Below are 15,084 nucleotides of genomic sequence, written 5' to 3'. Positions count from 1 at the left end.
ATGCACTTAAGCCATTATTCAGCAAGTTTTGACAATTAATTCAATTGCTGGATGCCTGCCAGGACCCAGCCGCTGTTGCCGCTGACGGGTTTCGACATATTCCACACTTCCGCGAACGGTTCCGCTGCGGCGCCAGGCGCCGAACGGATCATGCCCGTAAACTTCACGCTGGCCAGGTAGTCGTTGACGCTCGTTTCGATCCCCAGCAATTCGGCATCGATGGTGACGACATCGGTAAAGTCCGGCTGCGCGCCCCGTTCCTGGATTTGCATGCGCAGTTCCGCATACACTTCCGGCGACGTGAATTCGCGGATATCGTTGACGTCCGCCTTGTCCCAGGCCGCTTGCAGGCGAATGAAATTGCTTTTCGCGTGACGCAGGAATGCTTCCTTGTCGAAGTCGCCTGGCACGCCCCATGGCGCGGCAGCCGGCGCCGGCTTGTCCAGTCCTACGCCGGACGAGACGGGCTGCAGCGGCGGCAGCGGCGCAATGCGCGAACCGATGTCGGGCACGTTGCCGGCCGGTGCCGGCTGGTTGCCGCCAAAGCCCGCGAACGGCGCATTGCCGCTGGCGTTGCTATCGCGCTTGCCGCGCACCATGCGGTAGATGAAGAAGGCCACGCCAGCCAGCAAGGCCACCATCAGCAAGGTGCTGATCATGCTGGCCAGGGCGCCGCCCAGACCGAAATGCGACAGCAGCGCGCCCAAGCCCAGGCCCAGCAAGGCGCCGCCCAGCAAGCCCTTCCAGCGGCTAGGCGCCTTCGCGGCAGGAGCCGGTGCAGGGGCTGGCGCCGGTTGCGCCTGGCGTGGCGCGGCTGCCGGCGCAGGGGCCGGTGCCGGCGCAGGAGCCTGGCGGCCCACGTTTTGCGACTGGCGGCCAAACGAACGGCCACCGCCCATGGGACGGGCCAGCGCCTCGCCCAGCATGGATACCGTGGTCGCGGCCAGCATCATGCCGACCATAAATTTCTTCAGTTTCATTCCATCTCCTAAAATCACCGACAAGGGTGAGTTACAGCTTGAGTTACATCTTGATGCCGGTATGCAAAGCGGCAATGCCTGCCGTCAAATTGTAGTACTGCACGCGCTCCAGGCCCGCCGTTTCCATCATGGTCTTCAAGGTTTCCTGGTCCGGGTGCATACGGATCGATTCAGCCAGGTAGCGATAGCTTTCCGCGTCGCCGGCGATTTTCTGTCCGAACCACGGCAAGACCGAGAACGAATACAGGTCGTACGGCTTTTGCAGGGGCGCCGCCACCTTGGAAAACTCCAGCACCAGCAGCTTGCCGCCCGGTTTCAGCACGCGGCGCATTTCCGCCAGCGCCACATCCTTGTGCGTCATGTTGCGCAGGCCAAAAGCCACGCTGACACGGTCAAAATAGTTATCGGGGAATGGCAGTTTTTCCGCGTCACACAACAAGGTGGGGGTGAGCAGGCCCCGATTCAAGAGGCGATCGCGGCCCACGCGCAACATCGACTCATTGATATCGGTCAACCAGACTTCGCCGGTAGGCCCCGCCTGCTTGGCGAACGCCTTCGACAGGTCGCCCGTGCCGCCGGCAATGTCGAGCACCTTGAAACCGGGGCGCACGCCCGCGTTGGCAATCGTAAACGTCTTCCACAGACGGTGCAGCCCGCCCGACATCAAGTCGTTCATCACGTCGTATTTGGCAGCGACGGAATGGAACACCTTGGCGACTTCGCGCACTTTGTCGTCTTCTGCAACTGTTTTGTATCCGAAATGGGTCGTATTGGTCATGGTAGGCAGTCTGTTTGAACTTGCGTGCATTATACAAGCGGCAGGCGCATTTCCCCGTGACGCCGGAGAAGGTATTGCCTTTCCACTGTATTCGCAGCCAGCATTGCCGCCTGCGCATACGCCGCCAGCGCCCCCGCCCGGTCGCCCTGGCGGCGCAGCAAGTCGGCCCGGGCCGCGTGCAGATAATGCGAGTTGGCAAGGCTGGGCACGGTTTCCAGGCGATCGAGCCACGCCAGGCCGTGCTCGGCGCCATGCGCCATCGCGCAGGCGATCACGGCATTGAGCAAGATCAGGGGTTCCGGCTTGTGCCGCAGCAAGGCGCCATACAGGGCGCTGATCTGGCGCCAGTCCGTCTGGCTTGCCGTGACGGCCCTGGCGTGCAGGGCGGCGATGGCGGCCTGCAACTGATATGGCCCCGGCGCGCGCGCCGGCAAGGCCTGCGCCAGCACGGACAGGCCTTCGGCAATCAAGTCGCCGTGCCACAGGCGGCGGTCCTGTTCTTCCAGCGTCAGCAGATCGCCTTCGGGCGAGAGGCGGGCCGGACCCCGCGACGCCTGCAGCAGCAGCAAGGCCAACAAGCCCTGCACCTCCGGCTGGCCGGGCTGCAGGCTGTCGAGCAGGCGCGCCAGGCGCAGCGCTTCCGCGCACAGGTCGGCGCGCAACAGGCTATCGCCTCCGCTGGCGCAATAGCCTTCGCTAAACACCAGATAGATGACGTGCTGTACTTGCGCCAGCCGTTGCGGCCAGTCTTGCGCTGGCGGCAACTCGAAGGGGATGCGCGCTTCGGCGATCTTGCGCTTGGCGCGCAATACGCGCTGCGACAGCGCCGTTTCCGCCAGGCCGAAGGCGCGCGCGATCTCGGCCGTGGACAAGCCACACAGGGTGCGCAGGGCCAGTGCCACTTGCGCCTCGGGCGCCAGCGCGGGATGGCAGCAGATGAACAGCAGGCGCAAGCGGTCGTCCTCGATCGCTTGCGTCTCATCAACCATGGCGGCCGGCAGACGCGCCAGCACGGCCTCGGCCTCGGTGACGCTCTTGCCCGCGCGGCGCACGTGATCGAGGCCAGCGTTGCGCGCCACGGCACTGAGCCAGGCGGCGGGATTGGACGGAATGCCCGCCTGCGGCCACAGTTCCAGCGCCTTGCGGCACGCTTCCTGCAGCACATCTTCCGCCAGGCCCAGGTCGCCAAAACGCCCCATCAGGCCAGCCAGCACCCTGCCCCGTTCCTGGCGAAAGACGTGCTCGACGGCCGTAATGGCGTCGCCAGCCATGCTCAAGCCGTGACGGGCCGCACTTCGATGGTGCCCAGCGAGGCCACGGGGCAGCGCGCGGCCCAGGCCAGCGCCTCGTCCAGGTGGGCGCAGTCCAGCAGGTAATAGCCGCCCAGCTGCTCCTTGGTTTCCGCAAACGGTCCATCCGTGATGACGGGCTTGCCATTTTGCACACGCACGCTGGTGGCGCTGTGCACGGGCGCCAGTTCCGCACCGCCGCGCAGCACGCCTGCGGCTTCCAGCGCCTGCGTATAGCTGGCAAAGTCAGCCATCAGGCTGGCCATCTGCCCCTCTTCCATGGCGGCATAGCGCGCCTCGTCGGCGTAGATCAGGATCATGTATTCCATAGTCTCTTCTCCAAAAGAAAATGCCCGCAAGCGCGGGCATCCATACGACGAACGGGGCGGCGGCAATCCGACAAGATTACCGCATTATTTTTTCTAAACACCTAAAAAACCGTAGCGAGCGGAAGCAAGTTGTGGCCGAGAAGCGGAACTGTGCTTGAGCACAGTGAGCATCGGCGGCCGCAAATGGCGACGCGCAGTAGGTTTTTCAGGTGTTTTAATGTTTGTGCCCACAACTGGGTCCATGAACATGACCGCCGGACGATTGCTTGACCGTCATGTCCGCCTTGGCGTCGCGGCCGCTGTCGCCCGGGTAGCCGGCTGCCACCAGGCGGTCCAGGTAATCCTGCCACAGGGTCGCTTGCTCCGCGCCCAGCTGGTACAGGTAGGCCCACGTGTACAGGCCCGAATTGTGGCCATCGCTGAAGGTCGGCTGCACGGCGTAGTTGCCGACCGGCTCGATGCCCGTGATGCCCACCAGGCGCTTGCCTAATTGCAAGGTTTCCTGGCCCTTGCCATGGCCCTGCACTTCGGCCGACGGCGAATACACGCGCAGGTATTCGAACGGCAGCGCAAATTCGCTGCCATCGTCGAAGGCCACGTCGAGCACGCGCGACTGGTTGTGCACGGTCAAGCCGGTGGGTTGGGGTGTTGCTGCTTTTTCAGTCATGACAATACTTTATGCGGATAAACGTTGAATGATGGCGTCGCGCAAGGCCGGCAGCAGGGCGCGGCGCGCGGCCAGCACCTGGGGCGCCGTCTCGCGCTGCACGACGGCCCAGCTGGGGTTCGGGAAATGCGCATCGTCGCGGTAGCGGGGAATCACGTGCCAGTGCACATGCGGCGTCATGTTGCCGAAACTGGCCACGTTGACCTTTTCCGGCTGCATCACTTCACGCACGGCCAGCTCGACTTGCCACACGACTTCCATCACGTAGTTGCGCTCACCGGGCGTCAAGTCCGTCATTTCCTTCACGTGCTTGTTCCAGATCACGCGGCAAAAGCCGGGATAGGCGGGGTCGTCGACGGCCACCACGGACAGCCGCTCGCTGCGCCACAGCAAGGTCTCCAGACCCTGCTTGTTGGCGTAGCCGTCCAGCAAGGTGCACAGATCGCAGCCCGTGGACATCACACGAGCACCCGTTCGATGCCGCCGTCATTGGCGCGTTTCACGTAATCCGGCATCCAGTTCTCTCCCAGCAAGTGTTTGGCGATTTCGACGACGATGTAATCGGCCGTCGTGCCCGAATCGTCATTGTAGCGCGACAAGCCTTGCAGGCACGACGGGCAGCTGGTGAGGATCTTGACGTCGCCGGTAAACCCATCGCCGCGCAGCTTGTCGGCGCCCTTGACCATCTCTTCTTCCTTGCGGAAACGCACTTGCGTGGAAATGTCGGGACGCGTGACAGCCAGCGAACCCGATTCGCCGCAGCAACGGTCATTCTTCTCGATCTTCACGTTGTCTACCGTGCTGATCAGGGAGTTGATGGTCTTGCCCGATTCCTGCAACTTCATCGGATTGTGGCATGGCTCGTGGTACATATAACGGGTGCCGTTCACGCCTTCCAGCTTCACCTGTTTTTCCAGCAGATACTCATGGATATCCATGATGCGGCAGCCGGGGAAGATCTTTTCAAACTGATACGTGGCCAGCTGGTCGTAGCAGGTGCCGCACGACACGAGCACCGTCTTGATATCCAGGTAATTGAGCGTGTTGGCCATACGGTGGAACAGGACGCGGTTGTCCGTCATCATCTTCTCGGCCTTGTCGAACTCGCCCGCGCCCCGCTGCGGATAACCGCAGCACAGGTAGCCAGGCGGCAAGACCGTCTGCACGCCCACTTCCCACAGCATCGCCTGCGTGGCCAGGCCCACTTGCGAGAACAGGCGTTCCGAGCCGCAACCAGGGAAGTAGAACACGGCTTCCGTATCGGCCGTCGTCGTCTTCGGATTGCGAATGATCGGGATGACCTTGTCGTCTTCGATGTCGAGCAGCGCGCGCGCCGATTTCTTCGGCAAGTTGCCCGGCATTTTCTTGTTGATGAAATGGATCACCTGCGCCTTGACGGGCGGCTTGCCCGTCGATGGCGGCGGCGCTTTGGTTTGCTTCTTGGCAAATTTCTTCAGCAAATCATGGCCCAGGCGCTGCGCCTTGTAACCCCAGCCGATCATGACCTTGCGCGTGGCATTGATGGTCACGGGATCGGTGGCGTTGAGGAACATCATCGTGGCCTTGGTGCCCGGATTAAAGCTCTTCTTGTCCATCTTGCGCAGCAAGTTACGCATGTTCATCGACACGTCGCCGAAGTCGATATTCACGGGGCACGGCGTCACGCATTTATGGCAGACCGTGCAGTGATCGGCCACGTCTTCGAACTCTTCCCAATGCTTGATGGAAATGCCGCGGCGCGTCTGTTCTTCGTACAGGAAGGCTTCGATCAGGGACGAGGTCGCCAAGATCTTGTCGCGCGGCGAGTACAGCAAATTGGCGCGCGGCACGTGGGTCGAGCACACGGGTTTGCACTTGCCGCAACGCAAGCAATCCTTCACGCTGTCGGCGATGGCGCCGATATCGCTTTGCTGCATGATCAAGGACTCGTGCCCCATCAGGCCGAACGATGGCGTGTAAGCATTGCGCAAGTCGGCGCCCATGCCTGGCAGGTTCAGCAGTTTGCCCTTGTTGAAACGGCCTTCCGGATCGATGCGCTGCTTGTAGCTGCGGAACTCGCCGATCTCTTCTTCCGTCAAAAATTCCAGCTTGGTGATGCCGATACCGTGTTCGCCGGAAATCACGCCATTGAGCGAGCGGGCCAAAATCATGATGCGGCCCACGGCTTCGTGGGCGTCCTGCAGCATTTCGTAGTTGTCCGAGTTCACGGGCAAGTTCGTGTGCACGTTGCCGTCGCCCGCATGCATGTGCAGGGCCACGAACACGCGGCTGCGCAAGATGCGCGCGTGAATCGCCGTCGCCTCGTCGAGGATCAGTTTAAACGCGGCGCCGTTGAATATCTGGCGCAGCTGGGCGCGGATTTCCTGCTTCCAGGTAATGCGCACGGTACGGTCCTGCACCACGTCGAACAGGGTGGCGTCGGGCTGCGTTTCCAGGCGCGCATCGAAGACGGGCAGCAAGCGCTCCATGCCCAGTTCCGCCAGTTCGCCCTTTACATCGGCCAGCGGACGGTCCAGCTGGCCCAGCAGATAGGTCCAGCGTGCCGTGACCTGCGCCAGCAACTGCTGCGCCTGCTCAGCGCGATCGCCCAGCATTTCCGCATCGTCGACCCGGTCATCGGACGCATCGTCGCTCTTGCCGATCGGCAGGTTGCCCTTGCCAAAGAAGTCGCTCAACGCTGCGGCCAGCTGCAGCTTGTTCTTGATCGACAGCTCGATATTGATGCGCTCGATGCCGTCCGTGTATTCGCCCATGCGGTTGAGCGGAATCACCACGTCTTCATTGATCTTGAACGCGTTCGTATGCTTGGCGATCGCTGCCGTGCGGGCGCGGTCGAGCCAGAATTTCTTGCGCGCTTCCGGGCTGACGGCCACAAAGCCTTCGCCCACGCGGGTGTTGGCGATGCGCACCACTTCCGACGCCGCTTGCGCGACAGCATTTTCATCGTCGCCGACGATGTCGCCGAACAGGGCCATCTTCGGCAGCACGCCCCGCTTCGACTTCGTGGCGTAGCCGACGGCACGCAGGTAGCGCTCGTCCAGATGTTCCAGGCCCGCCAGGCGGATGGTCGTGTACTGCTCACCCTTGGCCGGCAAGCCGTCGAGGTAATCCTTGATTTCCACGATCGACGGGATCGCATCGCGCGCCTGGCCGAAGAATTCCAGGCAGACGGTGCGGGCGAACTTCGGCATCTTGTGCAAGATCCAGCGCGCCGATGTGATCAGGCCGTCGCAACCCTCTTTCTGGATGCCCGGCAAGCCGGCGAGGAATTTGTCCGTCACGTCCTTGCCCAGGCCTTCCTTGCGGAACTTGCGGCCAGGAATTTCCAGGATTTCCGTCTTGAACGGCGCGTTCGGTTTCGTCGCGTCGCGCGTGCTCGGGTGGCGCCATTCCAGCTGGAAACGTGCCAGCGCGATATCGTGGATCTTGCCCAGGTTGTGGTCGAGGCGCGTGACGTCGAGCCAGTCGCCGTTCGGGTCCACCATGCGCCACGACGCCAGGTTGTCCAGCGCCGTGCCCCACAGCACGGCTTTCTTGCCGCCTGCATTCATGGCGACGTTGCCGCCGATGCACGAGGCGTGCGCCGAGGTGGGGTCGACGGCAAACACGAAGCCAGCCTTTTCCGCCGCTTCCGACACCTTGTTCGTGATCACGCCGGCGCCCGAATGGATGGTCGCGTATTCATGCGTGAGGCCAGGCAAGACCGTCATTTCGACGGCGCCCAGGGTAATGAGTTTTTCCGTGTTGATGACGGCCGACATCGGCGTCAATGGAATCGCGCCGCCCGTGTAGCCGGTGCCGCCGCCGCGCGGGATGATGGTCAGCCCCAGTTCGATACAGCCCTTGACCAGGCCGGCCATTTCTTCTTCCGTGTCGGGCGTGAGCACGACGAACGGGTATTCCACGCGCCAGTCGGTGGCGTCCGTCACGTGCGACACGCGCGTCATGCCGTCGAAGCGCACATTGTGTTTTTCCGTGTAGCGGCCCAGCACCTTGACCGTGCGCTTGCGCAAGTCGTAGGTCTTGCGGAATTCGTCGCCGAAGTCGGCCACGGCCTTGCTGGCCGCCTTCAGCAGCAGTTCCACGTTGGCGCTGCGCGCCTTGGCCACTTCCGGCGCTTCGCCGGCAGCCAGCGCGTCGCCGCCGGCCGCATCGATGCCCAGGCGGCGCTTATCGACTTCGGCCAGGCGGTGATGCAAGGCATCGATCAAGCCCTGGCGGCGCTTCGGGTTGTCCAGCAAGTCATCCTGCAGGTAGGGATTGCGGCGCACCACCCAGATATCGCCCAGCACCTCGTACAGCATGCGGGCGGAACGGCCCGTCTGGCGGGCGCCGCGCAGCTCGTCGAGCAGGCGCCAGGAGTCCTCCCCCAACAGGCGTATGACGATCTCGCGATCGGAAAACGACGTGTAGTTATACGGGATTTCGCGCAGGCGGCTTGCTGCGGGACCATTCGGCGTTTCTGCCAGTAAAGCTTGGATATGTGCGGGAGCGTTCATGGAGTGTGGTGACGATGTGGACTGGACCCTAAAGGCCCATTTTATCTTATTGCGCCGCACCATGCGGGAACAGCCTTATGCCGCCCAAGGTTTAAGCACCCGATCCGCCGCCATAGCAAATATGGGGAAGTCTTATTTTTTGTGAATAAAAAACCAGTCCCGATGATTTTTTGACGCAAAAATGCCAAGAATCAGACTCAGCCACAAACTATCAAACTGCCCAAAAACAGGGCAAACAGGCGTTGCATTGCGCCCCGTTTGCGTGCCGATCAAGCCAGCATTTGTCCAATCCGGTGCCATACGCCATCGGGGACGTACAGCAGCAAACCCGTCATGGTCAGGTAGCGCGCACACTTGCCGATGGCCATGTAGGCCACGCTGGGCCAGAACGGCAGCTTGAGCCAGCCTGCCAGCGTGCACAGGGGATCGCCCACGATGGGCAGCCAGGCCAGCAGCATGGTCTTGGCGCCATAGCGGGCCAGCCAGCGGAACCAGCGCGTGTCGCGTTCCTTGGCGAACGCCTGCTTGGCCCGGTAGCCCATCCAGTAGTCGACGACGCCGCCCAGGGTGTTACCCAGGGTGGCGACGCCGATGGTGGCCCAGAACAGCGCGGGATTGGCCTTGATGACGGCAAACACGGCCGGTTCCGAGCCCAGCGGCAAGAGGGTGGCGGAAATAAAGCTGATCAGAAAGACCGATGTCAGCCCGACTTCCGGTGCGGCGATCAGCTGCAGCAGCCAGGCGATTGCGGATTCGATCATGGAACACTTCGCGATGCAGTAAGGCTCTCCATTATAATGAAGAGCAGCTTGCGCGCCGCACAATCCGCGCCGACCGGCAAGGGCTCACCGGCCCCCTAGATCCACAGAGCACTATTGTCGCCAGGCTATCCGCCGCGGCGCCGCCGATATCGCCCGACACGCTCCAGACCCTTTCTGGCCCAGAATCACTTGCTTGCAGACTATGAACATCGACTACCTCAAGAAAATCCTGACCGCCCGCGTCTATGACGTCGCCACCGAAACGCCGCTGGAACTGGCCCCTGCCCTGTCGCAGCGCCTGAACAACCAGATTTACTTCAAGCGCGAAGACATGCAAAGCGTGTTCAGCTTCAAGATTCGTGGCGCCTACAACAAGATGTCCAAGCTGAGCGAAGCGGACCGCAAGCGGGGCGTGATTTGCGCCTCGGCCGGCAACCATGCCCAGGGCGTGGCCCTGTCGGCCGCCCGCATGGGTTGCCGCGCCGTCATCGTCATGCCCACCACCACGCCGCTGGTGAAGGTCGAGGCGGTCAAGGGACGCGGCGGCGTCAACGTGGAAGTGGTGCTGCACGGCGAGTCGTACACGGATGCCTACAACCATGCGCTGACTCTGGAAAAAGAGCAGAAGCTGACCTTCGTGCACCCGTTCGACGACCCGGACGTGATCGCCGGCCAGGGCACGATCGGCATGGAAATCCTGCGCCAGCACGCCGGCCCCATCCACGCCATCTTCGCGCCCATCGGCGGCGGCGGCCTGATTGCCGGCATCGCCGCCTATGTGAAACAGATCCGTCCCGACATCAAGGTCATCGGCGTGCAAAGCGTCGATTCGAACGCCATGGCCCGTTCGCTGAAGGCGGGCGAGCGCGTGACCCTGAACGACGTGGGCCTGTTCGCCGACGGCACGGCCGTGCGCCTGGCGGGCGAGGAAACCTTCCGCCTGGTGCAGGCGTATGTCGATGAAATCATCACCGTCGACACGGACGCCATCTGCGCCGCCATCAAGGACGTGTTTACGGATACGCGCAGCATTCTGGAGCCGTCCGGCGCGCTGGCCATCGCCGGCGCCAAGGCCTATGTGGAACGGGCCAGCCTGACCAAGCATCCCGTCAACAATGAAACCCTGATCACCATCGCCAGCGGCGCCAACATGAACTTCGACCGCTTGCGCTTCGTCGCGGAACGGGCCGAACTGGGCGAATTCCGCGAAGCCCTGTTTGCCGTCACCATGCGCGAACAGCGGGGCAGCTTCAAACGCTTCTGCTCGCTCATCGGCGCGCGCAACGTGACGGAATTTAACTACCGCATCAGCGATGAAAAGGCAGCGCACGTGTTTGTCGGCATCCAGATTGCCGACCGGCATGAGTCCGGCGCGATGGCGCAGAAATTCGAGGAGCACGAATTCAAGACGCTGGACCTGACGCACGATGAACTGGCAAAGTCGCACATCCGCCACCTGGTCGGCGGCAAGAGCCGCCTGGCGCAGGACGAACTGCTGTACCGCTTCGAATTCCCCGAGCGTCCCGGTGCGCTGATGCGTTTCCTCGACAGCATGGCGCCGAACTGGAATATTTCCTTGTGCCATTACCGCAGCCAGGGCGGCGACGTGGGCCGCATCCTCGTGGGCCTGCAAGTGCCGCCCGATGAAATGGGCGAGTTCGCCCGCTTCCTCGATACGCTGGGCTATCGTTACTGGGATGAAAGCAGCAATCCCGTCTATAAACTGTTCCTGGGGTGATAAGCCCAACTGCAAATACTGGGGTCGTACCCTGCAGGGTACGACCCCAGCCGTCGCCGTTGGGTTGAAATAAGCTACCATTCACCCTTCACAGAATTTGTAGCCACGCCACCATGACCACCACCAACGACCTCGCCGAACAATCCCCGCTGGGAAAAAGCTCCGCCTACCGCACCGATTACGCGCCGGAACTGCTGTTTCCCATTCCGCGCCAGGGCAAGCGCGACGAGCTGGAATTGCGCGGCACTTTGCCCTTCTTCGGCCTCGATATCTGGAATGCGTATGAACTGTCGTGGCTGAATCAGCGCGGCAAGCCGCAGGTGGCCATCGCCAAGGTCAGCGCGCCGGCCGATTCGCCCAACATCATCGAATCGAAATCGTTCAAGCTGTACCTGAACTCGTTCAACCAGACCAAACTGGACGGCCCGGAAGCGCTGCTGGCCTTGTTGAAACAGGATCTGTCCAACGGTTTCGGCGCGCCCGTGCAAGTGGAACTGACCTTGCAAGAAGATTTCGGCAAGCTGAAAATGGGCGAATTCGACGGCGTGCTGCTGGACCGCCTGGACCTGGAAATCACGCAATACACGCCCTCGCCGCTGCTGCTCAAGGCGGCGCTGGACGAGGCGCCCGTGGAAGAAAAACTCGTCTCGCATTTGCTCAAATCGAATTGCCTGGTAACGGGCCAGCCCGACTGGGGCAGCGTGCAGATCGAGTATGCGGGACCGCAGATCGACCAGGAAAGCCTGTTGCGCTACCTGATTGGTTTCCGCGAGCACAATGAATTCCACGAACAATGCGTGGAGCGCATCTTTGTCGATATCCTGCGCCAGTGCAAGCCGCAAAAACTGTCCGTGTATGCGCGCTACACGCGCCGCGGCGGTCTCGACATCAACCCCTGGCGCAGCAACTTCAGCACGGAGGCGATGCCGGGCAACCTGCGCAATGCGCGCCAGTAATACCGCGCAACAACACCATAAAACCATGCCAACAGGAATGTTGGCTGTGTTTTAAAACAACGTTGTAGTAGTGCCGCAGTGCATGTCAAAGACGCTGAAAAATCGGAAATTCGGCATTCGGCGGCGGAAAAACCGGTTCGCCGCGTGTTTTTAATCAAGAAATAGCCGATACACCCCGATGTTATTTTTTTGCTAAAATGATGACGACATAGGCTGTAGCGCCCACTGCGCCCGCAGCGGGCGTATACTGTTGAGAATTGGCGTTACAGGCCGCGGAAACAGGCCTATAATTCGGCTCGCAAGCCCTCTGCGCATTGCACCATTTCATTGAGTGTCATGACTAATCTTAGCAAAATATTATCCCTCGAAAACGTCCTGCTGGACCTGGAAGTCTCCAGTAAAAAGCGCGCCTTCGAGCAAGCCGGCCTGATCTTCGAAAACAATTACGGCATCGCCCGCTCTACCGTCTCGGACAATCTGTTTGCCCGCGAACGCCTGGGCTCGACGGGCCTGGGCCACGGCGTGGCCGTGCCGCATGGCAGAGTCAAGGGCAGCAAGACCCTGAAAGCGCCGCTGGGCGCCTTCGTGCGCCTGGCCGAACCGATTCCGTTCGAGTCGCCTGATGGCAAGCCCGTCAATCTGCTGTTTTTCCTGCTGATTCCCGATCATGTCACTCAGCAACATCTGGAAATCCTGTCGGAAATCGCCGAGATGTTTTCCGACGATGCTTTCCGTACGGCACTGGCCACGGATCCGGAACCGAAATCCGTGCATTCGCGCATCGTCAATTGGCAACCCAGTCTGCAAGCGGCGGGTTAAACTTCAGGTATTCCTCCACTCCTGAAGAAGACTGCCATGTTGCAAACGCCGCTGACGATACAACGCCTGTACGACGATAATCGTGAAAGTCTGCAACTGGGCTGGTTCGCCGGCTTCCCCGGCGGCGAACGCCTGATCTCGGGCGACGTCTCGTCAGCCGCCGACCAGGTGGGCCACTTGAACCTGATCCATCCGGGCCGCATCCAGGTCTTCGGCCACCAGGAAATCAATTACTATCAGCGCTTGAAGGTCAATACGCGCACCCACGTGATCGGCGAACTGATCGCCGGCGGCCCGCCCGCGCTGATCATCGCGCAAGGGCTGGAAACGCCGCCCGACATCCTCGCCATCTGCGACGAGCAAAACATTCCCCTGTTCTCCACCCCGCTGCCGGCCGCGCAAGTGATCGACTTCCTGCGCGTCTACCTGTCAAAAAAACTGGCGCAGCGCATCATCATGCATGGCGTGTTCATGGACGTGCTGGGCGTGGGCGTGCTGATCACGGGCGATTCGGGCCTGGGCAAGAGCGAACTGGGGCTGGAGCTGATCTCGCGCAGCCACGGCCTGGTGGCCGATGACGCCGTCGAGTTCTCGCGCATCGCGCCCAACATGATCGAAGGCCGCTGCCCGCCCCTGCTGCAAAACCTGCTCGAAGTGCGGGGCCTGGGCTTGCTCGACATCAAGGCCATCTTTGGCGAAACGGCCGTGCGCCGCAAGATGCGCCTGAAACTGATCGTGCACCTGGTGCGCCGCAATGCGCTGGAAGAAGAAGTCGAGCGCCTGCCCTTCCTGTTCCCAACGGAAGACGTGCTTGGCTTGCCCGTGCGCAAAGTCGTCATCCCCGTCGCCGCGGGCCGCAACATCGCCGTGCTGCTGGAAGCGGCCGTGCGCAATACGATACTGCAGCTGCGCGGCATCGATACCTTGCAGGAGTTCATGGAGCGACAACGTTTGGCAATGAGCGGCGACTAGCGTTGCAAGGAGTCCTCGCTCGTAGGCGAGGACCGTGGCGCAGGCGGAGAGCAGGGCTTTCCGAAATCCCTGCTACACCAACGTTTGGCAATGAGCGGCGACTAGCGTTGCAAGGAGTCCTCGCTCGTAGGCGAGGACCGTTGCGCAGGCGGAGAGCAGTGCTCTCCGAAACCCCTGCTACACCAGAGATTAGCAATGAGCGGGGATTAGTCTGCAGTGGAGTTCGCCCTTGCAAGGGCGAACCGTTGCGCAGGCGGAGAGCAGGGCTCTCCGAAACCCCTGCTACACCAACGTTTGGCAATGAGCGGCGACTAGCGTTGCAAGGAGTCCTCGCTCTTTTGTTTAACCAACACCACAAGCCGAATTGCAATAGTTTGTAAAGATAATTGCCTCGGGAGCACAGTGCCGATCTTTATTGTATGATCGGCGTATGCATATCGTCCTTATCACCGGAATATCCGGTTCCGGTAAATCCGTTGCGCTCAATGTGCTGGAAGATACCGGTTACTACTGCGTCGACAACCTGCCGCCGGCCTTGCTGCCCAGCCTGGTGCAAACCTTGCTCGACGAAGGCACACCGCAACTGGCCGTCGCCGTCGATGCCCGCAGCGCCGAGTCGCTGACTAGCCTGCCGCACAATGTGGCCCTGCTGCGCGACCAGGGGCACGACGTGAAGGTCATGTTCTTGACGGCCACCACGCATTCGCTGGTGGCGCGCTTCTCGGAAACGCGGCGCAGCCATCCGCTGTCGCACGAATTGCGTCCGAACCAGAATCCAGCCAGCCGCCGCACCCTGATCGAATGCATCTCGGAAGAACGGGAACGCCTGTCGGCCATCGAACAACTGGGCCATGTGATCGACACTTCGGAACTGAGCGCCAACAAGCTGCGCGCCTGGATCAAGGATATCGTCGCCTCCGAACGCGCGCCGCTGACCCTGTTCTTCGAATCGTTCGCCTTCAAGCTGGGCGTGCCGCTGGATGCCGATTTCGTCTTCGACGTGCGGGCCTTGCCGAATCCCTATTACGACCTGGCGCTGCGGCCTCTCGACGGCCGCGACGCGCCCGTGATCGCCTTCCTCGACGCGCAGCCCAGCGCGCTGGAACTGCTGGCCGATATCCGCGCCTTCATCGAGAAATGGCTGCCATCATTCAAGTCCGACAACCGCAGCTACCTGACGGTGGCCCTCGGCTGCACGGGCGGCCAGCACCGCTCCGTGTACATGGCCGAACGGCTGGCGCAATACTTCGGCCCCAACGAACGGGTCGTCCTGCGCCACCGCGAGCGCAGCTAGAA

General features: G+C 61.8%; 13 protein-coding genes. 5 read left to right on the top strand and 8 right to left on the bottom strand.

The annotated features are described in order from the left end of the window. Positions 1 to 35 precede the first annotated feature (35 nt). The 8 genes from GCN75_RS16355 to GCN75_RS16320 form a co-directional block, all read right to left on the bottom strand. Positions 36 to 980, bottom strand: coding sequence for a Tim44 domain-containing protein (locus tag GCN75_RS16355; protein WP_152283411.1), 945 nt, complete (start codon positions 978 to 980; stop codon positions 36 to 38). A gap of 43 nt (positions 981 to 1,023) precedes the next feature. After that, positions 1,024 to 1,758 (bottom strand): bifunctional demethylmenaquinone methyltransferase/2-methoxy-6-polyprenyl-1,4-benzoquinol methylase UbiE, encoded by a 735-nt coding sequence (gene ubiE, locus GCN75_RS16350; protein ID WP_034753359.1) that lies wholly within the window; start codon positions 1,756 to 1,758, stop codon positions 1,024 to 1,026. Positions 1,759 to 1,787: 29 nt separating this feature from the next. Continuing rightward, complete coding sequence (locus GCN75_RS16345) at positions 1,788 to 3,029, bottom strand: RNA polymerase sigma factor (RefSeq protein ID WP_152283410.1); 1,242 nt, start codon at positions 3,027 to 3,029, stop codon at positions 1,788 to 1,790. Positions 3,030 to 3,031: 2 nt separating this feature from the next. Then, complete coding sequence (locus GCN75_RS16340; protein ID WP_152256790.1) at positions 3,032 to 3,376, bottom strand: YciI family protein; 345 nt, start codon at positions 3,374 to 3,376, stop codon at positions 3,032 to 3,034. Between the two features lie 214 nt (positions 3,377 to 3,590). Further along, positions 3,591 to 4,043, bottom strand: coding sequence for a gamma-butyrobetaine hydroxylase-like domain-containing protein (locus GCN75_RS16335; RefSeq protein WP_152283409.1), 453 nt, complete (start codon positions 4,041 to 4,043; stop codon positions 3,591 to 3,593). Positions 4,044 to 4,052: 9 nt separating this feature from the next. Next, positions 4,053 to 4,502: an HIT family protein gene (locus GCN75_RS16330; RefSeq protein ID WP_152283408.1), complete on the bottom strand. Its 450-nt coding sequence runs from the start codon at positions 4,500 to 4,502 to the stop codon at positions 4,053 to 4,055. Further along, positions 4,502 to 8,542 (bottom strand): DUF3683 domain-containing protein, encoded by a 4,041-nt coding sequence (locus tag GCN75_RS16325; protein WP_152283407.1) that lies wholly within the window; start codon positions 8,540 to 8,542, stop codon positions 4,502 to 4,504. Before GCN75_RS16325 ends, GCN75_RS16330 begins: the two co-directional genes overlap by 1 nt. Before the next feature lie 269 nt (positions 8,543 to 8,811). Next, a complete protein-coding gene (locus GCN75_RS16320; RefSeq protein ID WP_152256795.1) occupies positions 8,812 to 9,303 on the bottom strand; it encodes a YqaA family protein in 492 nt (163 codons plus the stop codon). A 202-nt stretch (positions 9,304 to 9,505) separates the two neighbouring features. Here GCN75_RS16320 and ilvA point away from each other — a divergent pair, with 202 nt between their 5' ends. The 5 genes from ilvA to rapZ all read left to right on the top strand — a co-directional run bounded on the left by ilvA (position 9,506) and on the right by rapZ (position 15,082). Beyond that, complete coding sequence (ilvA, locus tag GCN75_RS16315; protein WP_152283406.1) at positions 9,506 to 11,041, top strand: threonine ammonia-lyase, biosynthetic; 1,536 nt, start codon at positions 9,506 to 9,508, stop codon at positions 11,039 to 11,041. 113 nt (positions 11,042 to 11,154) lie between these two features. Further along, on the top strand, positions 11,155 to 11,997 hold the full coding sequence (queF, locus tag GCN75_RS16310; RefSeq protein WP_152283405.1) for an NADPH-dependent 7-cyano-7-deazaguanine reductase QueF: 843 nt from the start codon (positions 11,155 to 11,157) through the stop codon (positions 11,995 to 11,997). A gap of 336 nt (positions 11,998 to 12,333) precedes the next feature. Further along, on the top strand, positions 12,334 to 12,816 hold the full coding sequence (locus tag GCN75_RS16305; RefSeq protein ID WP_071079718.1) for a PTS sugar transporter subunit IIA: 483 nt from the start codon (positions 12,334 to 12,336) through the stop codon (positions 12,814 to 12,816). Between the two features lie 36 nt (positions 12,817 to 12,852). Further along, complete coding sequence (hprK, locus tag GCN75_RS16300; RefSeq protein WP_034753337.1) at positions 12,853 to 13,788, top strand: HPr(Ser) kinase/phosphatase; 936 nt, start codon at positions 12,853 to 12,855, stop codon at positions 13,786 to 13,788. Between the two features lie 430 nt (positions 13,789 to 14,218). Then, positions 14,219 to 15,082 (top strand): RNase adapter RapZ, encoded by an 864-nt coding sequence (rapZ, locus tag GCN75_RS16295; protein WP_035824128.1) that lies wholly within the window; start codon positions 14,219 to 14,221, stop codon positions 15,080 to 15,082. The last annotated feature ends 2 nt before the right edge of the window (positions 15,083 to 15,084 follow it).

The organism is Janthinobacterium violaceinigrum (genome assembly GCF_009208555.1).
Taxonomy (GTDB): Bacteria; Pseudomonadota; Gammaproteobacteria; order Burkholderiales; family Burkholderiaceae_D; genus Janthinobacterium; species Janthinobacterium violaceinigrum.
This window is presented reverse-complemented; position numbering and strand designations above follow the sequence as displayed.